Annotated in this window: 19 protein-coding genes; 11 read left to right on the top strand and 8 right to left on the bottom strand. The window is 69.7% G+C overall.

Annotated elements, in window-relative coordinates:
* Positions 1-15: 15 nt before the first annotated feature.
* On the bottom strand, positions 16-816 hold the full coding sequence (locus tag CCK91_RS06080; protein WP_242664407.1) for a glycosyltransferase family A protein: 801 nt from the start codon (positions 814-816) through the stop codon (positions 16-18).
* Entirely contained in the window at positions 813-1,493 is a 681-nt protein-coding gene (locus tag CCK91_RS06085; protein WP_086473784.1) for an esterase/lipase family protein, read from the bottom strand. The genes CCK91_RS06080 and CCK91_RS06085 overlap by 4 nt, the downstream gene beginning before the upstream one ends.
* 248 nt (positions 1,494-1,741) lie before the next feature.
* Here CCK91_RS06085 and CCK91_RS06090 point away from each other — a divergent pair, with 248 nt between their 5' ends.
* The 5 genes from CCK91_RS06090 (at position 1,742) to CCK91_RS06110 (ending at position 8,752) form a co-directional block, all read left to right on the top strand.
* Positions 1,742-3,289, top strand: a complete 1,548-nt coding sequence (locus CCK91_RS06090) for a DUF3375 domain-containing protein (RefSeq protein WP_165766992.1) — start codon at positions 1,742-1,744, stop codon at positions 3,287-3,289.
* A gap of 1 nt (position 3,290) precedes the next feature.
* Positions 3,291-4,148: a DUF4194 domain-containing protein gene (locus CCK91_RS06095; protein WP_086473314.1), complete on the top strand. Its 858-nt coding sequence runs from the start codon at positions 3,291-3,293 to the stop codon at positions 4,146-4,148.
* On the top strand, positions 4,145-7,525 hold the full coding sequence (locus CCK91_RS06100) for an ATP-binding protein (protein ID WP_086473315.1): 3,381 nt from the start codon (positions 4,145-4,147) through the stop codon (positions 7,523-7,525). The genes CCK91_RS06095 and CCK91_RS06100 overlap by 4 nt, the downstream gene beginning before the upstream one ends.
* Before the next feature lie 75 nt (positions 7,526-7,600).
* Entirely contained in the window at positions 7,601-8,323 is a 723-nt protein-coding gene (locus CCK91_RS06105) for an HAD family hydrolase (RefSeq protein ID WP_086473316.1), read from the top strand.
* Positions 8,324-8,428: 105 nt separating this feature from the next.
* Complete coding sequence (locus CCK91_RS06110; protein ID WP_086473317.1) at positions 8,429-8,752, top strand: hypothetical protein; 324 nt, start codon at positions 8,429-8,431, stop codon at positions 8,750-8,752.
* Between the two features lie 20 nt (positions 8,753-8,772).
* Here CCK91_RS06110 and CCK91_RS06115 read toward each other — a convergent pair whose 3' ends face one another.
* The 3 genes from CCK91_RS06115 to zapE all read right to left on the bottom strand — a co-directional run bounded on the left by CCK91_RS06115 (position 8,773) and on the right by zapE (position 11,906).
* Entirely contained in the window at positions 8,773-9,318 is a 546-nt protein-coding gene (locus CCK91_RS06115; protein ID WP_240773637.1) for a type II toxin-antitoxin system PemK/MazF family toxin, read from the bottom strand.
* Between the two features lie 98 nt (positions 9,319-9,416).
* Complete coding sequence (locus CCK91_RS06120) at positions 9,417-10,646, bottom strand: ammonium transporter (RefSeq protein ID WP_086473318.1); 1,230 nt, start codon at positions 10,644-10,646, stop codon at positions 9,417-9,419.
* 198 nt (positions 10,647-10,844) lie between these two features.
* Positions 10,845-11,906 (bottom strand): cell division protein ZapE, encoded by a 1,062-nt coding sequence (gene zapE / locus CCK91_RS06125; RefSeq protein WP_086473319.1) that lies wholly within the window; start codon positions 11,904-11,906, stop codon positions 10,845-10,847.
* A gap of 136 nt (positions 11,907-12,042) precedes the next feature.
* Here zapE and CCK91_RS06130 point away from each other — a divergent pair, with 136 nt between their 5' ends.
* Both CCK91_RS06130 and CCK91_RS06135 read left to right on the top strand, forming a co-directional pair.
* The gene (locus CCK91_RS06130) at positions 12,043-12,945 is read left to right on the top strand and encodes a sulfurtransferase (RefSeq protein ID WP_086473320.1); all 903 of its coding nucleotides are present in this window, start codon (positions 12,043-12,045) and stop codon (positions 12,943-12,945) included.
* 83 nt (positions 12,946-13,028) lie between these two features.
* The gene (locus tag CCK91_RS06135; RefSeq protein ID WP_086473321.1) at positions 13,029-13,463 is read left to right on the top strand and encodes a SufE family protein; all 435 of its coding nucleotides are present in this window, start codon (positions 13,029-13,031) and stop codon (positions 13,461-13,463) included.
* A gap of 16 nt (positions 13,464-13,479) precedes the next feature.
* On the opposite strand, the gene CCK91_RS06140 is transcribed toward CCK91_RS06135, so the two are convergent.
* A complete protein-coding gene (locus CCK91_RS06140) occupies positions 13,480-14,736 on the bottom strand; it encodes an alpha/beta hydrolase family protein (RefSeq protein WP_079705892.1) in 1,257 nt (418 codons plus the stop codon).
* Between the two features lie 25 nt (positions 14,737-14,761).
* Here CCK91_RS06140 and CCK91_RS06145 point away from each other — a divergent pair, with 25 nt between their 5' ends.
* The 4 genes from CCK91_RS06145 (at position 14,762) to CCK91_RS06160 (ending at position 20,020) form a co-directional block, all read left to right on the top strand.
* A complete protein-coding gene (locus CCK91_RS06145) occupies positions 14,762-15,358 on the top strand; it encodes a DUF3000 domain-containing protein (RefSeq protein WP_079002473.1) in 597 nt (198 codons plus the stop codon).
* Positions 15,351-16,598, top strand: a complete 1,248-nt coding sequence (locus CCK91_RS06150) for an HRDC domain-containing protein (RefSeq protein ID WP_086473322.1) — start codon at positions 15,351-15,353, stop codon at positions 16,596-16,598. Before CCK91_RS06145 ends, CCK91_RS06150 begins: the two co-directional genes overlap by 8 nt.
* Before the next feature lie 74 nt (positions 16,599-16,672).
* Positions 16,673-17,878, top strand: a complete 1,206-nt coding sequence (locus CCK91_RS06155) for a thiolase family protein (protein ID WP_064293790.1) — start codon at positions 16,673-16,675, stop codon at positions 17,876-17,878.
* Complete coding sequence (locus CCK91_RS06160) at positions 17,879-20,020, top strand: 3-hydroxyacyl-CoA dehydrogenase NAD-binding domain-containing protein (protein WP_086473323.1); 2,142 nt, start codon at positions 17,879-17,881, stop codon at positions 20,018-20,020.
* 105 nt (positions 20,021-20,125) lie between these two features.
* Here the strand turns inward: CCK91_RS06160 and CCK91_RS06165 are convergent, their stop codons facing one another.
* Together CCK91_RS06165 and CCK91_RS06170 are read right to left on the bottom strand one after the other, a co-directional pair.
* The gene (locus CCK91_RS06165) at positions 20,126-21,103 is read right to left on the bottom strand and encodes an aldo/keto reductase (protein ID WP_086473324.1); all 978 of its coding nucleotides are present in this window, start codon (positions 21,101-21,103) and stop codon (positions 20,126-20,128) included.
* Complete coding sequence (locus CCK91_RS06170) at positions 21,100-21,483, bottom strand: MerR family transcriptional regulator (protein WP_056011194.1); 384 nt, start codon at positions 21,481-21,483, stop codon at positions 21,100-21,102. Before CCK91_RS06170 ends, CCK91_RS06165 begins: the two co-directional genes overlap by 4 nt.
* Positions 21,484-21,497: the final 14 nt, after the last annotated feature.

Below are 21,497 nucleotides of genomic sequence, written 5' to 3' on the forward strand. Positions count from 1 at the left end.
CCGGGGCATCACTCGTCAGCGACGAAGCGAGCCCGGTGAACCGGTGCGCAGTCGTGTGCCGCGCTGGAGCCACCGGACGGCGGGCAGCTCCTCCGGCCAGTGCACACGCAGGGTGGTCCAGCCCCGACGCATCCGGAGTGCGAGTGAACCGGCATCGGTGAACGGGCGCATCGAGATCCCCATCCCGAGCGACCGGTCGTAGCGCACGCGTCGGTGGAGACCCAGATGGGCCGAGACGTCCAGATCGTCGTGCAGTTCCGCATCCTCGCGGTGCACCGCCTCGGCGATCTGGTCCCACGTCGTGCGCCGGATCGCACAGTTGGATCCGAAGATCGGGACCTGGGCGAGGGCGGCTCCGACGAAGAGCCGGTACGCCCCGAGGTAGAGGCCGGCGAGCGGTGCACGGAGCAGGCGCGGACCGTCGATGAAGACGGCGGGGCCGGTGAGTGCCGCAAGCTCCGGATCCGTCGCGAACGCCTCGGCGATACTGGTCACCCAGTCCGGTGGCGGCACGCAGTCCGCGTCGAGTCTCGCCACGACCGTCGCGGTCGCGTGGTCGAAGCCGGCTGCGTTCGCCGCGGGGATGCCGGGTATCGGCTCGTCGATGAGGACCGCGTCGTACCGCTCGGCGATGGCCGCGACCTCGGCGCGATCGCGACTGCCGTTGTCGACGACGATGATCGATGCGGGTCTGGTGTGCTGCGCGCGCAGCGAGCGCAGACAGCGTCGGAGGAGTGCGGCGTCGTCCTTCACCGGAACGACCACGTCCACGGTCATGAGCGGGTTGGCCGCGGTCTCGAGCGTCTCGACCGTCATGCGTCCCGCCCATCCGCCAGCAGCTGTGCCTCCGCGAACACCCGCGGGTGGGCGAGGATCCGGAAGTGTCCGCCGGTGTCGAGTTCCACGTTCTTGGCGCCGTCGAGTCGGCTGCCGCCCGGGATGTGCGGATCGAAGCGCCCGTAGACGGAGACGATCCTCGGATTGACGGTCGCCTCTCGGGAGAGCGCGAGGATGGTCGGGTCGTCGGGGGTGAAGATGCGCAGGCTCGGGAGGAGCATGAGCCTCGCGTACCGTGACCCGGCGAACGGCGCCGCCACGGCGAGCATCCCGGAGATCCGCGCTCCGCCGCCGCCGAGCGACATGACGTACTTGCCGACGAGCCCGCCCTTGCTGTGCGCGAGGAGGACGACGTCGCCGAGCCCGTTCGCCTCGAGGTAGTCGGCGACGAGTCGTGCCGCCACCGGGACCGAGCGGTCGTTGCGTCCGAGCGGGTCGATCACGTGCACCGGATGTCCGTCGTCGTGCAGTCGGCGGATGAGCGGCTCGAGGAACCGCCAGGTCTCGTAGACGCCCGGGAGGACGACGATCGGTGACCGGTCGCCGGACAGGAAGTCGTGCGGGTCGGTCCGGCTGACGAAGGCCCGGACCTGCCAGACGAGTGCGTAGGCGTAGTCGCGCGCCCACCAACCGAGCGTCCGCAGCGCCGAACGGATCACCGGCGATCACCGTTCGCGCGGCTCAACCGTCTCCCCGCAGGACCTCGGGGCATCGCTCTGTTCCCATGTCCTCACCGTAACCGGACCACCCGGCCTGACCCTGGACCTTGACAGCGGCCGGACCGGGCCCGGGCGGATCGGGAGCGTCGATGCCGGGCGTGGCTCACCACGGGTGCGGTGCGCTGATAATCTGGCAGCTGCGGTGGCCTCGGGGTGTTCGTGTGCCCGGACGATCGAGGAGTGCAGTGGGAGAGATCGACGGAGAGTTCGGCCGCGTCCGGGACGCGCTGGAGCGTCCTGCGATCCGGCTGCTGAGCCGACCGACCGCACCCGCGGTGGTGGCGATCTTCCGGACCACGTTCGGTCGCGACGTCCAGTTCGTCGCAGCGGACCGCTTCCATCTGCAGGTCGAGGAGTACCTCGGCGAACTCGCGGCACGCGGTGCGCGGATCCCGGCCGGCGGCGACGAACGCGGTGGCGGACGGACCCTTTGCCGGGAATGGGTGCACGACCAGTGGCTCGTCCGGACGAGCACCGACGACGGCGAGGAGCAGTACTCGCTCACCTCGCACGCGCTCGAAGCGGTGTCGCTCGTCGACGGCCTCGCACACGACCGTGCCCTCATCAGCGAGTCGCGCCTGACCATGATCCTCGACTCGGTGCGCCGATGGGCGCTGCAGGCCGACCCGGACCGTGACGAGCATCTGCGTCGTATCGACGCGCAGCTCGCCGAGCTCCAGGCGGAACGCGAACGGGTCGCGGCCGGCGGCACCGTCGTGGCGGCGAGCGACGACCGGATGCAGGACGGCTACGCGAACATCGCCGACCTCATCCGTCAGCTCCCGAGCGACTTCCGCCGGGTCGAGGAGTCGGTCATCGCGATGCACCGGCGGATCGTCGAGGACTTCCGGAACGACACCCGTCCGATCGGCGAGATCCTCGACGACTACCTGCGGCGCACCGACGAACTGATGACGGCGACGGCCGAGGGTCGGGCCTTCGAGGGCGCTTTCGAGCTCCTCCGCAACGACGATCTGCTGCAGGACCTCAAGCGCGACCTCTCCACGATCCTCGACCACCCCTTCTCGGCCAGGCTCGGGCCCGCGGAGCTCCGTGGCTTCCGGGGTGCCGTCGGCATCATCCGACAGGGGATCGACGACGTCCTCGCGCAGCGTCGGCGGCTCACCGCGACGCTCCGCGACCACATCGTGCATCACGACGTCGTGCAGGACCGCGAACTCGACACGACCCTGCGAGCACTGAACCAGCGCCTCGGCATCTGGATGCGGACCGCCGGACCACGCGCGACCGTCGACCTGCCGCTCCTCCCCGAGACCATCGACATCGAGCACCTGCGCGAGCGGTTCTACGATCCGGACGTCGAGGTCGCTCCGCCGCCGATCGCGACGTCCGTCGAACGGACCGACGGCGCGGCGATGTCGCTCGACACCCTCCGGTCCCAGGGCGGTCCGCTCCTCGACGAGCTCCGGGCCGGACTCCTCGATGCGGTGACCTCCGGTGCCGAGGACGCCCATGCGGCGTTCTCCGGGCTCGATCCGGAACTCCGACGACCGGTGGAGCTCTTCGGCCTCGTCCACCTCATGACCCAGCTGGGCACGTATGACGAGCAGGCACCACGCCGTCGCTACGAGACGGTCCGTCCGGACGGGACGACCACCGCGTTCGAACTCCCGGCCTTCCCGCTCGGTGAGGCCGGTGTCGCAGCGCTGACGCGGGCCACGACCACCACGACCACTGCTCCGGCCGACCAGGCCCGGCGCGGAACGGAATGACATGACCTCCGAGACGGAAGCCACCGTGACGGCGACGACCGACCCGATGTCGGACGACCTGACGACGGACGGCCTCGACGCCTTCGCACCAGCCGAGGCGCCGGTCGCCGGCCCGGATGACGACTCCTTCGCCCTCTTCGAAGGGGACGAGGGACGTCTCGATGCCGCTCAACGTCGTGCGCTGGTCGCTCTGCTGAAGCACCGCTACGTCAGCCCCGCGCTCCAGCCTGCCGAGTGGCGGACGGTCCTCGAGTCCGAGTCGCTGCTCCGGTCCCGTCTCAACGAGCTGTTCCTGGAGCTCGAGGTGGACCGCTCGGCTGAGGTCGCCTTCAAGCGTCAGGCGGGCTCGGAGAGCGGGCGGCGTCCCTTCCCGACCCTGCTGCACGACACCAGCTACAGCCGCGAGGAGACGATCCTGCTCGTCTACCTGCGGACGCGCCTCCGGACCGAACTGGCCAACGGCGCACGAGCCGCGATCGTCGAACACGACGAGCTGCTCGGCTTCGTCGCCAGCTTCCGCCCCGAGCACGCCACCGACCGCGCCCGTGACGACGGACGCGTCGAACGCGCGATCGACAAGCTGCTGACCGCGCGGGTCCTGCTGCGGACCAAGGACGCCCGCCGCCACCGGATCGCGTCGGTGGTGGAGACGCTCCTCCCCCTCGAACGCCTCCAGGAGCTCCTGGAGTGGCTCGAAACGCAGACCACAGCGGTCGATCCGGCCTCCGAGCAGCCGCGACCCGATGCCGACGCGGACTCGGACTCGGACTCGGACGATGAGCCCGACGGCACCGCAGCCGAGTCGCAGGACTCCCCCGACGACCAGACCCAGCCACCAGCAGCAGAGGACGACCGATGAGCCGCTCCACGGACACCGACACCCTGCTGGACCTCGTCGAGCAGTGGCGCATCGAACGGATGCAGGTCATCAACTGGGGTGGGTTCGACGGGTACCGATCGGTCGACTTCGCCTCCCGCGCGACACTCATCTCCGGCGCTTCCGGCACCGGGAAGAGCTCGCTCATGGACGCGTACCTCGCGGTCATGATGCCGTCGGACGTGCCGTTCAACGGAGCATCCAACGACGCGGCGGTCGGACGCGCGCGGAACCCGGACCAGCGCAACCTGCTCACGTATCTCCGCGGCAAGGTCGACTCGGCCCGGGACCCGCAGACCGGGGCGATGCGCGACATCAACCTGCGCGGTACGGACCAGCTCACCTGGGGTGCCGTGGCGGTGACGTTCCTCAACGACGACGACCGTCGCTTCACCGTCGTGCGCGCCTACCTCGTCCCCCGTCGCGCGCTGCGCACCGGTGACCTGTCGATGACGATGGCGACCGTCGACGGCCCGTTCGAGCTCACGGACCTCGAGGCGTTCGTGCCCAAGCGGTTCGACGCCGGCGAGCTCCAGGGTCGCATCCCCGGATTCGTCGTCCGCGACACCTACGCCGAGCTGTCCTACACCCTGCACACCCGTCTCGGCATCGGTGCCGGCGGCGACGGTGGTCGGGCGATGCGTCTACTGGCCCGGATCCAGGCGGGGCAGCACCTGCCGACGGTCGACGGCCTGTACAAGTCGATGGTGCTGGAGCGTCCGAGCACGTACGACGCGGCCGACCGGGCGCTGTCGCACTTCGAGGCCCTCGACGAGGCGTACCTCGCGATGGAGACCGAGAGCCGCAAGGCTCGGGTGCTCGAGCGGCTCGGTGAGCTGCGTCGCGACTACGAGGACGGGCACCGGGCGGCTGCCGACCTCGAGCGCCTCGGCTTCACCGAGGACGGCACGACCCCGTTCACCGTCTGGCGCAGTCGCGCACACGAGGCGCTGCTCGATGAAGCGGTCTCCCGGAACCGGCGGGAGAAGCTCGAGGCCGGAGCCACGCTGGAGGCGGCCCGGGCACGAGCCGCTGCGGCGGGAGTCCGGGTCCGTGAACTCGAGCGTCAGGTGTCGGAGCAGGGCGGGAGCGCGCTGCGGCGCGCCGAGGAACGGCGTGAGGCCGCGGAGGCGACGCACGCCGAGGTGGCGCGAGCCAGGTCGCTGTTCGACGAGCGCACCGAGGTCCTCGACGATCCGATCGAGGACGAAGCATCGTTCCGGCGTGCGCTCGGCCGTAGCGAGGACTTCCTCGCCGACGACGACACCGCGCTCGACGCCATCGAGACCGATCGCGCCCAGCTGCATCGCGAAGCGTTCCCCCTCGAGGAACGCAACACCGAGCTCCGCCGTGAGCTGCAGTCGCTTCGCGGCCGTGACGGCGCGGTCCCCGATCGACTCCACCGGGCGAGGCTCGCCCTCGCCGAGGCGGCCGGACTCGATCCCGAACAGCTGCCGTTCGTGGCCGAGCTCATCGACGTCGCTCCCGCCTATGCCGCCTGGCGTCCCGCGATCGAGGTCACCCTGCACGGGCTCGCGAGGACCGTCCTCGTCGACGAGGAAAACCTCGACGCGTTCGGCCGTGCGATCGACGCGGTCCGGATCCCGGTCCGCCTGCAGTTCGAGGGTGTCCCGCTGCACGAGCCGTCCTCCCCCGACGCAGGTGACCCCGCGTTCATCTCCGGCCGTGTCACCTACCGCACCTCGCCGTTCAGCACGTGGATCGAGCAGCGCGTGACCTCGGACCGGATCGACGCGCGGTGCGTGGAGTCTCCGTCGGAACTCTCGGGTGGCGGTCGCCGCGTGACCGTGAACGGCCAGCTGCGTGACGGCCGCCGCGGCTCCCACGGCGACACGGGCGGTGCACCGATCCTCGGCTTCACCAATGAGGCGCGGATCGCGTCGATCGAGGCGGAGACGGCGGAGATCCGCGGGCGCCTCGAGGTCATCGCCGGTCGACAGGCCGGCATCCAGCAGCGGCTGTCGCGTCGTGAGGCCGAGCGGGCCGCCCACCGGTATCGTCTCGACACCGAGTGGGCCAGGATCGACGTCGCCGGTGCTGCGGTGCATCGTGACGCCGCCGCGGCCGAGCTGGAGCGTCTGCTCGACGCCAGTGACGTCCTGCAGGAGCTCCAGGGGTCGGTGGCGGCCGCTCAACGCGAACTCGACGCCGCGAACGCCGAGCGGTTCCCGGCCGAGGACCGTGTCAGACGCCTCGACGAGGAGCACGGGGTCCTCGTCGATCAGCAGGACGCTGCGACGACGGTCATCGACCTCTTCGAGCGCTCCGAGGTGGAGGAGGTCTCCCCCGCCGACGTCGAGCGGATCGAAGCCGCTCTCGCAGCGGTGGGCGGCGTGCCGTCACTCGGCGGGTTCGGCGATGCGATGAAGCGGCTCCGCGCCCGGCTCGGTGATGAGTTGTCCTCGGCCGTCCGCCAGGCGGAGCAGGCCGCGCTCGCACAGGTGCATGTGTTCGAGCAGTACCAGTCGATCTGGCACGACCCCAACCTCGGCACGACGCTCGAGTCCTATGGCGACTACCGGGCGATCCTCGACGGCATCCTCGGCACCGGTCTCCCCGAGCGCCGTCAGGAGTGGCGCCGTCGGTTGTCCCAGTGGAGCGGCGAGGACCTGGTCCCCCTCAGCAGCGCGTTCGACAGCGCCGTCGAGGAGATCGAGGACCGCCTGGTCCCGGTCAACGACATCCTGCGCGACCTGCCGTTCGGACCGGCGCACGATCGTCTGAAGATCGTCCTCCGCCGGGTGCATCGCGAGGAGGCGTCAGCCTTTCGACGTGAGCTGCGCGCCCTGTCGAGCGAAGTCACCGCGAACCTCGGCGACGAGGAGTTGGAGGCCCGGTTCCAGCGGCTCCGCCGGTTCATGGAGTCGATGCGCGACACGGGTGCCGGCTCCCAGTCCACCCGCGACCAGGTGCTCGACGTGCGCCGTCACGTCGAGATCACCGCCGTGCGCTACGACACGTCCGGGCAGGACGTCAGCGTCTACTCCTCGCTCGGCGACAAGAGCGGTGGCGAGACCCAGGAGCTCGTCGCGTTCATCGTCGGTGCCGCCCTGCGCTACCAGCTCGGTGACGAGGACCGGCCGCGTCCGAGGTTCGCGCCGGTGCTGCTCGACGAGGGCTTCATCAAGGCGGACTCGGAGTTCGCCGGCCGCGCGGTGGTTGCCTGGCTGCGGCTCGGCTTCCAGCTCGTGATCGGGGCCCCGCTCGACAAGGTGACGGCGCTCGAGCCCTACATGGACCGGCTCCTGTCGATCCGGAAGGATCCGGAGACCCGACACGCCTGGGTCGCCGAGATCGAGCGGTCGGCTCCGGTCGAGCCGCTCGAACGCGTCGGATAGGCAGGAGACCCGCCGACCCTCCACCACGCGCGGTGACCGGTTCCTCCGGCTGCGGTGCTGAGCTAGGTTGCTGGGATGAGCGACGACGACGGTGATGGAGCTTCCGGTCAGCCGGTGCGCGCAACGGGATCGACTGAGGCGCGACCGTCGCACCAGTCGGCTCCGCGCCCGAGCGCGGTGCTCCTCGACTTCCACAACACCTTGGCGGTCGTCCGCTCGGTGGACGAGTGGATCGACGAAGCGAGCGACCTGCTCGCGGGTGGGCCTGCGCCGGGGGTGATCCCACGTGAGCGGATCCGAAACGTGTGGGTTGAAGCCAGACGGTTGTTCCCGGCTCTGGACTGGGATCTCGACCCCACCGCGCATCGGCACGCCTTCGTCTCGACCCTGAGCCATGACGACGCGATACCGATCGACGTCGCCGAAGCGCTGTACGCGGTGATGCCGAACCAATGGACGTTGAACGCAGGCGCATCCGACTTCATCGCCCGAGCATCCGCGGCGGGGATGCGTCTCGGAATCGTCTCGAACATCGCGTTGGACATCCGCCCGGCGCTCGGGCGATGGGGCATCGCCGACGCGATCGACGCGGTGATCCTGTCCTACGAGGTCGGATGTGTGAAGCCCGATCCGCGGATCTTCCGGTTGGCCGCGGACGCGCTCGGCGTCGATCCGGCGGACTGCCTCATGATCGGCGACTCAGCGCACGACGATGTCGGCGGTGCCGCCTTGGGGATGCCGTGCCTGATCGTGCCCCCGGACGGGACGTGGCGAGCGTTCGCCCTGGCGAGCCCGTAGCAAACCATCGGTGTGACGTCGTGAAGCAGGAGGGCCACCGTTGCTGCACTGGGCCGGCGTCCGATGCGGCTTGACAACCCCCGAAATCGAACATATGTTCGAACCATGTCCGACCGGCCCGCTGCCCCGCCGATCCGCATCGGCGAGGCCGAGTGGATCGTGATGCGAGAGGTACCCGACCGGCCAGCCGGTCTCGTGAAGTACTTCGCACCGAGCGGCGCACCGGCCTACTTCCGCTGCGTCACCTGGGCTCCGCGGTCAGAGGACCGCCGACTGATCGGTCGGTTCGCGACGCTCGCCGAGGCGGAGCGTGCCGTGCCGGGTGGACGCCGGTCCGCTGCACCGGCCACCCCAAGCTCCGCGGACGCCTGGGAGCACGGGCAGGTGCCGTGGGACGCAGCGCCGCGACGGAGCGACCGGTACGCCTGAGCGGCGGGTCACAAGGTCGGTCAGCGCCACCCGTACCGTGAACGGAGCCCAGTGGCGACTCGGGCGAAGCGATCACGCGGGACCTGAGCCGCCTCCCGCCGCATCCCGTCGGGGTGCACGCGGAAGACGCGGTCGAGGTTCGCCCAACTCGGACGGCCGGCACTGTCCCATCCGCCGGTGCCGAGCGGCACGAACTCACCGTCTTGCGAATGATCCTTGCTCGTCAGCTGCACCGCCAGCACCCAGCCTCCGGTCGAGCGCGCCACGATGAGCACCGGACGGTCCTTGCCACGCCCGTCGCGCTCCTCGTACGGCACCCAGGTCCAGACGATCTCGCCAGGATCGGGATCGCCGTCGACGGCCGGGGCGTAGTCGATGGACACGGTGCCCACCGCCCGCGGATCGACCTCGACCGTCGCCGTCCGTCCTGAGCGTCCGGGTGAAGCGGCGGTGGTGGTCGGTGGTGTCGCGAGGCCGGCGGTGCGCACCGCACTGGAGGCGGCGCGGGTGGAGGGGCCCAGGAGTGCGTTCGCGACGCGGCGGATGATCGAGGTGAAGGTTGACACGCCGTCACCCTATCGTCCGCGGCTCCCACCGCAGGGAACGCCGAACGGGCGCCGTCCTGGTGGACGACGCCCGTTCGGCGAAGCGGAGGCGGTCGAGGTCAGTCGACGAGGGCGTACCCCTCTTCGCCGTGCACGGAGGTGTCGACGCCGGCGATCTCGTCCTCGTTCTTGACGCGGAAGCCGATCGTCTTCTCGATCGCGAAGCCGATGACGAAGGCCACGATGAAGGAGTAGACGAGGACGGCGAAGGCGGCGATGGCCTGGACCGCGAGCTGCTCGATGCCGCCGCCGACGAAGAGGCCGGTCTCGGTCGCGAAGAAGCCGAGGTACAGGGTGCCGATGAGGCCACCGACGAGGTGGATGCCCACGACGTCGAGGGAGTCGTCGAAGCCGAGCTTGAACTTCAGCTCGACGGCGATGGCGCAGACGGCGCCGGCCACGATGCCGAGGAGCAGCGCCCAACCCGGAGTCAGGTTCGCACACGCCGGGGTGATGGCGACGAGACCCGCGACGGCACCGGAGGCGGCGCCCACCGAGGTCGCCTTGCCGTCCTTGAACTTCTCGACGACGATCCAGCCGATGATGGCGGCAGCGGTGGCCCCGACGGTGTTGACGACGATGAGTCCGACGTTCGCGAGCTCGTTCAGCCACTCGGCGCCGGCGTTGAAGCCGAACCAGCCGAACCACAGGATGGCGGCACCGAGGAGGGTGAGCGGCACGTTGTGCGGCTTCGTGATGCCCTTCTGGAAGCCGATGCGCTTGCCGAGCACCAGGGCGAGGGCGAGCGCGGCGGCTCCGGCGTTGATGTGCACCGCGGTTCCACCCGCGTAGTCGATGACGCCGATGCCGGCATCCTCACCGAACAGCGTGGTGCCGAGGTTCATGATCCAGCCGCCGCCCCAGACCCACGCGGCGATCGGGAAGTACGCGATGGTCGCGAAGAGGCCGGCGAAGATCATCCAGGAGCCGAACTTCGCACGGTCGGCGATGGCGCCGGAGATCAGCGCGATCGTGATGATCGCGAAGGTGGCGCCGTAGGTCGCGCCCACGAGGTCGGTGTTCGCGCTCTCGCCGCTCGCGAGTGCGGTCATCCCGAAGTCGGAGAACGGGTTGCCCGCGAACTCCAGCGGGCTGCCGACGGCCGACATGTTGAAGCCGTAGAGGATCCACAGCACGCTGATGAGGCCCAGCGCGCCGAAGCTCATCATCATCATGCTGACGACGCTCTTCGCCTTCACGAGGCCGCCGTAGAAGAATGCGACGCCGGGGGTCATGAACAGCACCAGAGCGGTTGCCGTGACTCCCCAAGCGATACTGCCTGTATCCATTGGATCTTCCTCACACATCGTGGTCTTGCAACGGGTGCCCGAGATGGTGAGGACTGGCTGAGCTAGGTCTCGCCGTCCGACTCGGTACAGCGACCAGTCTGGAGAACGGAGGTTTCCGCACGACTGTCAGCGTGTTTCCGATGTGTTACGCGAGTGCCGCCCAGGTAAACAGCGTGTTTCGTGACGCGGTGGGACCGGTCAGTCCATCGAGGTGAGGGCGATCATGCGCGACATCGCGCGCAGGTACTTCTTGCGGTATCCACCGTTGAGCATGTCGCCACCGAACACCTCGTCGAGGGCCGTGCCGGTCGTGACCACGGGGATCTGTGCGTCGTACACCCGGTCGATGAACGCGACGAGCCGGAGCGCCTGGCCCTGGTCGGTCAACTCGTGGACGTCGCGGAGCGCGATCAGGTCGACGCCGTCGAGCAGTCCGATGAACCGTGACGGGTGGACGGCGGCGAGGTGGGTGATGAGACCGTCGAAGGTGTCGACCGTGACGTCCCGGTCGGCGGCCGCCGCCTCCGCGGTGCGGGCGTCGAACCGTTCCTCGGAACTCACCACGGCGTGCCCCTCGATGCTGCGACGGCGGTAGTCGGTGCCGTCGATGCGGAGGGTCTCGAAGTTGGCGCTCATGGCCTGGATCTCGCGGAGGAAGTCGGCTGCGGCGAAGCGGCCCTCCCCCAGGGCGTTCGGCGGCGTGTTGGAGGTCGCAGCGATCCTCGTCCCGGTCGCGACGAGTTCCCCGAGCAGTCGGGTCATGACCATCGTGTCGCCCGGGTCGTCGAGCTCGAACTCGTCGATGCAGATGAGCGTCGCGCCCGTCAGCTGCGCGACCGCCGCCGCGTAGCCGAGCGCGCCGACGAGGGCCGTGTACTCGATGAAGGTGCCGAAGTACTTCTTCCGACCGGGCGCATCGTGCCAGAGCGCGGCCAGGAGGTGGGTCTTGCCGACGCCGAAGCCACCGTCCAGGTAGATGCCCGGCTTGGCCGCCGGGGCCTTGGACTTCCGCCGTCCGAAGAATCCGCCACCGCCGCCGGCCTGGGGCGCGAAGAAACCGCGGAGCTTCTCGACCGCGGCCGCCTGGCCTGGGAAGTCGGGATCCGGACGGTACGAGTCGAAGCTCGCCTGCTCGAACTGCCGGGGCGGCGTCAGGCTCGCGACGATCTCGGCGCCACTGGCCGTGGGGACACGGTCGGTGAGGCTGCGGAATCCGGTCGGGACGGAAGGCGTGGTCACGGCAAACCTCTGGCTCTGCATGGGTGCTGGGTTACGGCGTCTGACGCATCGGTGCGGTTCGGTGGTGCGGACGGCGTACTGTCGAAGGGACAGGCTTCCAGCCTAGATGCACGACACCCGAGCCCCACCGCAGCCAGCTGCACGACCGGAGGTACCCATGACCGTCGACGCCGATTCGACCTCGACCAAGTTCACCGCCTACGCCCACCCCGAGCGCCTCGTGACGGCGGAGTGGCTCGAAGCGCACCTGGGTGAACCCGGTCTCGTCGTCGTCGAGTCCGATGAGGACGTCCTCCTCTACGAGACCGGCCACATCCCCGGCTCGGTGAAGGTCGACTGGCACACCGACCTCAACGACCCGGTCGAGCGCGACTACATCGACGGAGCCGCATTCGCCGCACTGCTCGGATCCAAGGGGATCTCGCGAGACGACACCGTCGTCATCTACGGGGACAAGAACAACTGGTGGGCCGCCTACGCCCTGTGGGTCTTCAGCCTCTTCGGACACGAGGACGTCCGGCTGCTCGACGGTGGACGCGACAAGTGGATCGCGGACGGCCGGGCGATCACCCGCGACGCCACGGAGCGCGACGCCGTCGAGTACCCCGTGGTGGAGCGCGACGACGCTGCCCTCCGCGCCTACAAGGACGACGTGCTCGCCCACCTCGGCAAGCCGCTCATCGACGTCCGCTCCCCAGAGGAGTACAGCGGTGAACGCACCACGGCGCCCGCCTACCCCGAAGAGGGTGCGCTCCGCGCCGGTCACATCCCGAGTGCGCAGAGCGTCCCATGGGGCAAGGCGGTCGCCGAGGACGGGACCTTCCGGCCGGTCGAGGAGCTGGACGCGATCTACCGCGACGGCGCAGGCCTCGCCGAGGGCGACGAGGTGATCGCCTACTGCCGCATCGGCGAGCGGTCGAGTCACACGTGGTTCGTCCTGCAGCACCTGCTCGGGTTCGACAACGTCCGCAACTACGACGGGTCCTGGACGGAATGGGGCAGCGCCGTGCGCGTGCCGATCGTGCAGGGCGCCGAGCCGGGCGACGCACCGAAGCGCTGAGCTCGTCCGCCCACCGCCCTTCCGCACGGCTGCACCGTGCGGGAGGGCGGTCCGCTGTTCACGGCTGCGATACTGGAGAGACCATGACCGATTCCCTCCTCGCCCCGAACCTCGCCGAGATCCGAGATGAGTTCCTCGCCGTCGAGGAACGCTCACGGCTGCAGCTGCTCCTCGAATTCAGCGACGAGCTGCCGGACCTCCCGGAGCGCTACCGCGACCACCCCGATCTGATGGAGCGGGTGCTCGAGTGCCAGGCGCCCGTGTTCTTCTTCGTCGAGGTCGACGAGGACGGCATCGTGCACCTGTTCGCGACGGCTCCCGAGGAGGCGCCGACCACTCGTGGGTTCGCGAGCATCCTCGTCCAGGGGCTCGCCGGACTCACCGTCGACGAGGTCCTCGCCGTCCCCGACGACTTCCCGCAGATGATCGGACTCTCCCGGGCGGTGTCGCCGCTGCGGCTGCGCGGGATGTCGGCGCTGCTCGGCCGGACGAAGCGCCGCCTCCGCGAACTCGTCTGAGTCGTCGGCCCGTCGGTCAGTGCCCGGGCGGTAGCGGCACGAGCTCGTCGAGCCAGTCCGAGACCGCGGCGGTCCAACGCTCCGGGTCGTAGTTCCAGAGCTTCGTGTGACGGGCGACGGTGAACGGGACGAACGTCACGATGTCCGGTCGTGCGAGAGCGAGCGCCCGCGACGGCCCCGCCGGGACGTAACCGTCGTCGTCACTGTGCATCAGCAGGATCGGCAAGGCGAGGTCGGCGGCGTTGGCGACGTAGTCGAGCCGACCGAGATCGATGCTCGTCGCCTGCCCGGTCAGGAGGCGTCCCCACCGGCGGCTGATGGCGAGCAGGGCCACCCGACCGACCACACTGGGGATCCGGTTCTCCCGGGCCTGGTGCTGGAGGACGTCCACCCAGTCGATGACCGGCGAATCGAGCGCCACGGCGCGGAGGAGTTCGGGGTGCGTCGTCCGTCGTGAGGCCTGGAGCACGATCGCTCCGCCCATGGACCAGCCCATGAGCACGACGTCGGCGGCGCCCTGTTCACGCACCCAACCGATCGCGGCGTCCACGTCGCGCCACTCCTCGTCGCCGAGCGCGTAGCGGAAGTCCAGCGCGGGCGGAGCGTCGCCGTCGTTGCGGTAGGAGACGAGCAGGCACGAGTACCCGGCGTTGCGGAAGCTCGGCACCGCTCGGAGCGCTTCGGATCGCGTGGTCCCCCGGCCGTGCACCAGGACGGCCCAGCGCGTGGACGGTCCGTCCTCCGGGTGGATCGCCCACGCCGGCGCCGGCCCGAGCGGGGTCGGTACGAGCACGTCCTCGTGGGCGAGGCCCAGCTCCTCCGGGCGGCGGAAGAACCACCCGCTGAACTCGGCCTCCTGGCCGACCCGGAGTGCGTCGACGTCGCCGCCGAGCAGCGTCCGGACCACGGTGTGTTGGCGTACCTCGAGGATGTCGCCCAGCTGCACGTAGGCGGCACGTCTCGTCACCCAGCTGCCGTAGCGGCCGGGGACGATCGTGTCCGGGGACGCGACGAGTTCGACCGTCCCGCCGGCACGGTCCAACCCGACGATGCGTGCCTCACTCGGGCGGTCCCGAGCCGGGACCACCACCTTGCGGGCGATGGTCGCGACGACGGCGAGGCCGAGGGCGCCCACGGCGGCAGCGGCTCCACCGGCGATGACGATCGCATCCGTCGCCGAACCCCGCCGTCGGATGCCGGTGCTCGCCGCTCCTCGACCGCCTGCCTGCGACCCGGGTCCGCGTCTCCGCCCGGCGTGCCTCTGCCCATTCATCGGGATGTAACTCTAGTCTTCAGTCGTGGTAGAGAGTCCGACGACGGCAAAGGTTCCCGAAGAGTTCGCCCGAGCGGTGGACGCTGTTCGCGCTGCAGCCGTCCGGCCCGATCTGAGAGTCACGGAGATCCCCGCGCCGAGCAATCTCGCGCCCTTCGCCATCGCCCTCGCGGCCGACGTCTCACCGAGTCGCCACGATGCCGACTCCGACCTCGGTACGGGGCGGTTCGTCCTCCTCTACGACCCGGACGGCTCTGACGCCTGGGGTGGACGCTTCCGCGTCGTCTGCTTCGCCCAGGCCCCCCTGGAGACCGAGATCGGACTCGACCCATTCCTGGCCGAGGTCGCCTGGTCCTGGCTCGTGGACGCCCTCGACACCCGTGGCGCCTCCTACCAGGCAGCGTCCGGCACCGCGACGAAGATCATCTCGAGTGGTTTCGGGGAGCTCGCCCGGCAGGGCGACGGCGCACAGATCGAGCTCCGAGCGTCGTGGACCCCGCTGGAGAGCGACGTCGCGGCGCACGTGGAAGGATGGGGAGAGCTGCTGTGCATGCTCGCCGGCTTGCCTCCGACCACCGAAGGGGTCTCCCTGTTGTCCGTCAAACGAGCTCACCGTGAGTGACGCGGCGCCCGAATCAGCACCGCTCCTCCCGCCGCCCGCGCCCACCGCACCACGGGTCGTCACCGACACCCGTGAGGCCTACCTCGGCTCGCTGGAGGTGCTCGCCGCGGGCCACGGACCGTTCGCGCTCGACGCCGAACGCGCGTCGGGCTACCGGTACTCCCAGCGTGCCTACCTGATCCAGGTCTACCGTCGCGGTGCCGGCGTCTTCCTCTACGACCCGCCCGCCATCGGCTCCATGGCCGAACTCGGTGCCCTGATCCAGGGTGAGCGGTCGATCCTGCACGCGGCCAGCCAGGACCTCGCCTGTCTCCGCGAAGTGGGCATCGACCCGAGCGAGCTCTTCGACACCGAGCTGGGGGCCCGTCTGCTCGGGCTGCCGCGTGTCGGGCTCGGCGCCGTGGTCGAGGAACTGTTGGGCATCCATCTGGCGAAGGAGCACTCCGCCGCCGACTGGTCGACCCGCCCCCTCCCCGCCTCCTGGCTCGAATACGCGGCGCTCGACGTCGAGCTGCTCGTCGACGCCGCGGAGGAACTGGCAGCCCGCATCGAGGATGCCGGGAAGAGCGACATCGCGCGGCAGGAGTTCCAGGCGACGCTCGCCCGGGAGGCGAAGGCTCCCCGCGCCGAGCCCTGGCGCCGCCTCTCCGGACTCCATGCCGTCCGCGGGCAACGCAACCTCGCCGTCGCTCGCGAGCTCTGGGTCGCGCGTGACGAACTCGCGCAGCGCCGCGACACCGCCCCCGGGCGGCTCATCCCCGACGCCTCGATCACCGCGGCCGCGAAGGCCAACCCCGGCTCGAAGCGGGACCTCGCAGCGCTCTCGGACTTCCGTGGGCGGGCGAGCCGAACCGAACTCGACCTCTGGTGGAACGCGATCCACACCGGCCAGACCACCGAGGACCTCCCCGGTGCCCGCCCGGCCAGCGACACGCTGCCGCCCCCGCGCAGCTGGTCCGACAAGAACCCGGATGCGCACGCCAGGTACACCGCGGCACGGACGAAGATCCTCGCGACGGCGGAGTTCCTGACGATGCCGGTCGAGAACCTGCTCACGCCGGAGACGCTTCGTCGCCTGGCCTGGACGCCGCCCGAACCACTCACCGTCGAGACGGTCGCTGCAGCACTCGCCGAGCATGAGGCACGCCCGTGGCAGATCGACGCGACCGCCCGGGCGATCACCGACGCCTTTGTCGAGTCGGCCCAATCCCCGGTGGAGCCTGACCCGGACGCTTCGTAGGAAGCGCTGCACCCGGGTGTCCACCCGTGTCTGCCGCCTAGGATCGGGGCGTACCCCGAGAATGAGGAGGCAACGTGGCCGAACAAGCCGACGTCGTATTCGTTGATGGAGTCCGGACACCGTTCGGACGAGCCGGCGAAAAGGGCATGTACTGGAACACCCGGGCTGACGACCTGATCGTCAAGGCGATCATCGGGCTGCTCGAACGTCATCCCGGTCTGCCGCTCGACCGCATCGACGAGGTCGCCATCGCGGCGACGACCCAGCAGGGCGACCAGGGGCTCACGCTCGGCCGGACCGCCGCGCTGCTCGCCGGCCTCCCGAAGTCCGTCCCCGGATTCGCGATCGACCGCATGTGCGCCGGAGCGATGACCTCGGTCACGACCCTTGGCAGCGGCATCGCGTTCGGTGCCTACGACCTCGTCCTCGCCGGTGGCGTCGAGCACATGGGACGTCACCCCATGGGGCTGGACGCCGACCCGAACCCGCGGTTCCTCGCCGAGCGCCTCGTCAGTGAGGACGCGCTGAACATGGGCAAGACGGCCGAGCGCATCCACGACCGGTTCCCACAGCTCACGAAGGAACGCTCCGACCGCTTTGGCATGCGCAGCCAGCAGAAGGTCGCGGCCGCCTACGAAGCCGGACGGATCCAGCCCGACCTCGTCCCGGTCGCGCTCCGGAGCGACAGCGGATGGGGACTCGCCACCGGCGACGAAGGGCTCCGTCCCGAGACCACGATGGAGGGGCTCGCCGGACTGAAGACGCCGTTCCGGCCCCACGGCCGTGTCACCGCAGGCAACGCCTCGCCGCTGACCGACGGCGCCACGGTGAGTCTGCTCGCCAGTGCCTCGACGGCGAAGGAACTCGGCCTCACGCCGAAGATGCGCCTCGTCAGCTTCGCGTTCGCGGGCGTCGAGCCCGAGATCATGGGCATCGGTCCCGTGCCGTCCACGGAGAAGGCGCTGCGGAAGGCCGGTCTGTCGATCGAGGACATCGGTCTGTTCGAACTGAACGAGGCGTTCGCCGTCCAGGTGCTCTCCTTCCTCGACCACTTCGGCATCGACGACGAGGACCCGCGGGTGAACCCGTGGGGTGGCGCGATCGCGGTCGGGCACCCGCTCGCGGCATCCGGCGTCCGCCTCATGATCCAGCTCGCGGCGCAGTTCGCCGAGCACCCCGAAGTGCGCTACGGCCTCACGGCGATGTGTGTCGGCCTCGGCCAGGGCGGCACCGTGATCTGGGAGAACCCGTACTTCACCGGCAAGAAGGGACGCAAGTAGATGACCGACTACACGACCATCGACTTCTCGGAGCTCGTCGCGATCAGCGGCGACGACGAGGTCGTGACGCGCTCCTTCGTGAAGGACGTCACCGTGGCGAGCGGACGCACGATCGCGCTCATCACCCTCGATAACGGACGCGACCACACGAGGCCGAACACGCTCGGCCCGGTCACGCTGCTCGAGCTCGACGGCGTCCTCGAGGCGCAACGGACCCGTGCCGCATCCGGCGAGATCGACGGCGTCGCCATCACGGGCAAGCCGTTCATCCTGGCGGCCGGCGCCGATCTGAGCAAGGTCGGCGACATCCCGTCCCGTGAGGTCGCGACCAAGCTCGCGCAGCTCGGCCACCACGTCTTCGGCAAGCTCGAGGACCTCGGCGTACCGACCTTCGTCTTCATCAACGGACTCGCGCTCGGTGGCGGACTCGAGATCGGCCTCAATGCGAACTACCGGACCGTCGACGCCTCGGCGCCCGCGATCGCGCTCCCCGAGGTGTTCCTCGGACTCATCCCGGGCTGGGGCGGCGCCTACCTGCTCCCGAACCTGATCGGCATCGAGAACGCACTCAACGTCGTCATCTCGAACCCGCTCAAGAACAACCGGATGCTCAAGGCGCAGGACGCGCTCGCCTACGGCATCGCGGACGTCATGTTCCCGTCCGCCAACTTCCTCGAGGACTCCTTGCGGTGGGCCGACGGGGTGCTCGGTGGCACGGTGACCGTGCAGCGCAAGAACGTGCCGGGCAAGGTGGAGCGGACGATCAAGTGGCCGCTCGCCATCAGCACCGCCCGCAAGATGCTCGAGAGTAAGATCGGCACGGTCGCGAAGTCGCCCTACGCGGCCCTCGACCTGCTCGAGGCCGCCCGCAGCGGCACGAAGGCACAGGGGTTCGAGCGAGAGGACCGGGCGCTGTCCGAGCTCATCGTCGGCGACCAGTTCCAGGCGAGCATGTACGCGTTCGACCTCGTGCAGAAGCGCGCCAAGCGCCCGGCAGGAGCGCCCGACAAGCAGCTCGCCCGGCGTGTCACGAAGGTCGGCATCATCGGTGCCGGGCTCATGGCGAGCCAGTTCGCGCTGCTCTTCCTCCGGCGACTCCAGGTGCCGGTGGTCATCACCGACCTCGACCAGGGCCACGTCGACGCCGGCGTCGCCCGGATCCACGGCGAGATCGACACCCTCCGTGGGAAGGGGCGCATCTCCCCCGACGAGTCGAACCGCCTGAAGGCGCTCCTGTCCGGCACCACGGACAAGGCCGACTTCGCGGACTGCGACTGGGTCATCGAGGCCGTCTTCGAAGAGGTCGGCGTCAAGCAGAGCGTGTTCGCCGAGGTCGAGCAGTACGTCTCGGAGCAGGCGGTCCTCGCAACGAACACCTCCTCGCTCTCCGTCGAGGAGATCGGGGCGAAGCTCGCGCACCCCGAGCGGCTCGTCGGCTTCCACTTCTTCAACCCGGTCGCCGTCATGCCGTTGCTCGAGGTCGTCCGCACACCCCAGACGGACGACGAGACGCTCGCGACGGCCTTCGCCACCGCGGCGAAGCTGAAGAAGAGCGCCATCCTCACCGCCGACGCTCCCGGCTTCATCGTCAACCGACTCCTGGCGAAGGTCATGGGTGAGGCGGCGCACGCCCTGGACGCCGGCACCCCGCTGCTGACGGTCGAACGTGCCTTCGCGCCCATCGGCCTGCCGATGACGCCCTTCCAGCTCATCGACCTCGTCGGTTGGAAGGTCGCCGCGCACGTGCAGGACACGATGGTCGGGAAGTTCCCCGACCGGTTCTTCGCGTCGGAGAACCTCCACCGGCTCGCCGGCCTGGACTCGGTCGTCGAGAAGGACAAGGGCGGCAAGGTGACCGGCTTCACGAAGCAGGCCCAGAAGGTGCTCGTCACGGGCGACAGCCCGCTCAGCGAGGACGAGATCCTGCGACGGGTCGAGGACGGCCTCGCGTCGGAGATCAAGCTCATGTTGGACGAGGGCGTCGTCTCAGCCGCCCAGGACATCGACCTCGGGCTCATCCTCGGTGCGGGTTGGCCGTTCCAGGACGGCGGAGCGACGCCGTACCTGGACCGCGTGGGTGCGAGCGAGCGTGCCTTCGGCGACACCTTCCACCACCCGCCCATCCGGGGCGTCCAGGCGTAGTCCGCGCGGTGTCGCGAGAGCGGGGTGTCCTCCACCATCGGTGGACGGCACCCCGCTCTCATGATTGAGCCTCGAGCGACGCCGGCCCTCAGCGCCTGCCGGAGCTCAGCGGTTGACGGTGCTCATGTCCGGATACCGGTCGCCGGCAGGGAGACGGAGTGCGTCGAGTCGAGCGAGCGCGTCGGCCGACAGGGAGAGCTCGTCGGCGCCGAGGTTCTCCTCGAGGTACGGGATCCGCTTCGTGCCGGGGATCGGCGCGATGTCGTCACCCTGGGCCAGCAACCAGGCGAGCGCCACCTGGGCCGGTGTCGCATCGAGCGACGCGGCGATCCGGTCGACCTCCTCGACGATCGCGATGTTCGCAGCGAGGTTGTCCCCCGTGAAGCGCGGGTTGGCGCGACGGAAGTCGGTCTCGTCGAGCACGTCGAGCGATCGGATCGTGCCGGTGAGGAACCCGCGACCGAGCGGTGAGTAGGGGACGAAGCCGATGCCCAACTCGCGGACGGTCGGCAGGATCTCCGCCTCGGGGTCGCGGCTCCAGAGCGAGTACTCCGTCTGCAGCGCGGTGATCGGGTGCACGGCGTGTGCACGCCGGATCGTGTCCGGCGCCGCCTCCGACAGACCGATGTACCGGATCTTGCCCTCGGTGACGAGCTCCGAGAGTGCACCCACCGTCTCCTCGATGGGCACGCCCGGATCCACGCGGTGGAGATAGTAGAGGTCCACGACGTCGGTGCCGAGTCGGCGCAGCGATCCCTCGATCGACAGGCGGACGTTCGCGGCGCTGCCATCAGCGCCGAACTGTCCGTCACTGGAATTGCGGATCGTCCCGAACTTGGTCGCGAGGGTCACCTCGTCCCGGCGCGAGCCGAGTGCAGCTCCGAGCAGTTCCTCGTTGAGGTGGGGGCCGTACATCTCCGCGGTGTCGAAGAAGGTGACGCCGAGGTCCAAGGCGCGGTGGATCGTCGCGGTCGACGCCGCGTCGTCGAGGGCGGCACCGGTGTAGAACGCGGACATCCCCATGCAGCCGAGGCCGATCCGGGCGATGTCTGGTCCGGCTGTGCCGAGTGTGATGTGCTTCATCGTGTTGCCACCTGTTCTGTGTAGAGTTCGATCTTGCGATCGATGACCTCCAGCGACTGCTGCATCTCCTCGAGGCGGGCCAGGAACGAGATCCGATGCCGCAGCAGCAGCTCGAGCCTCGCCTCGGCGGTGTCGTCACCGCGCTGAGCCAACTCCGTGTACTCGCGGAGCGTCGCGATCGGCATGCCCGTCGATCGGAGCCTCGTCAGGAACACGACCCAGGACACGTCGCCCTCGCTGTAGCGGCGGTGCGTCGATGAGCTGCGGCCGATCGGACGTGGCATGAGCCCCGCGCGCTCGTAGTACCGGAGCGTGTGGACGCTCAGTCCGGTTCGTTCGGCGACGTCGGAGATGGCGTAGCCCTCGTGGAGAGTGGTCATGTCCACACGATACG

The organism is Plantibacter elymi (nom. nud.) (assembly GCF_900177795.1).
GTDB lineage: Bacteria > Actinomycetota > Actinomycetes > Actinomycetales > Microbacteriaceae > Plantibacter > Plantibacter elymi.

Bases quoted from the DNA above. Each gene is read 5' to 3' on its own strand.
- CCK91_RS06080 (WP_242664407.1), bottom strand. From the start codon at position 816: ATGACGGTCGAGACGCTCGAGACCGCGGCCAACCCGCTCATGACCGTG.
- CCK91_RS06095 (WP_086473314.1), top strand. From the start codon at position 3,291: ATGACCTCCGAGACGGAAGCCACCGTGACGGCGACGACCGACCCGATG.
- CCK91_RS06100 (WP_086473315.1), top strand. From the start codon at position 4,145: ATGAGCCGCTCCACGGACACCGACACCCTGCTGGACCTCGTCGAGCAG.
- CCK91_RS06105 (WP_086473316.1), top strand. From the start codon at position 7,601: ATGAGCGACGACGACGGTGATGGAGCTTCCGGTCAGCCGGTGCGCGCA.
- CCK91_RS06110 (WP_086473317.1), top strand. From the start codon at position 8,429: ATGTCCGACCGGCCCGCTGCCCCGCCGATCCGCATCGGCGAGGCCGAG.
- CCK91_RS06120 (WP_086473318.1), bottom strand. From the start codon at position 10,646: ATGGATACAGGCAGTATCGCTTGGGGAGTCACGGCAACCGCTCTGGTG.
- zapE (WP_086473319.1), bottom strand. From the start codon at position 11,906: ATGCAGAGCCAGAGGTTTGCCGTGACCACGCCTTCCGTCCCGACCGGA.
- CCK91_RS06130 (WP_086473320.1), top strand. From the start codon at position 12,043: ATGACCGTCGACGCCGATTCGACCTCGACCAAGTTCACCGCCTACGCC.
- CCK91_RS06135 (WP_086473321.1), top strand. From the start codon at position 13,029: ATGACCGATTCCCTCCTCGCCCCGAACCTCGCCGAGATCCGAGATGAG.
- CCK91_RS06140 (WP_079705892.1), bottom strand. From the start codon at position 14,736: ATGAATGGGCAGAGGCACGCCGGGCGGAGACGCGGACCCGGGTCGCAG.
- CCK91_RS06160 (WP_086473323.1), top strand. From the start codon at position 17,879: ATGACCGACTACACGACCATCGACTTCTCGGAGCTCGTCGCGATCAGC.
- CCK91_RS06165 (WP_086473324.1), bottom strand. From the start codon at position 21,103: ATGAAGCACATCACACTCGGCACAGCCGGACCAGACATCGCCCGGATC.
- CCK91_RS06170 (WP_056011194.1), bottom strand. From the start codon at position 21,483: ATGACCACTCTCCACGAGGGCTACGCCATCTCCGACGTCGCCGAACGA.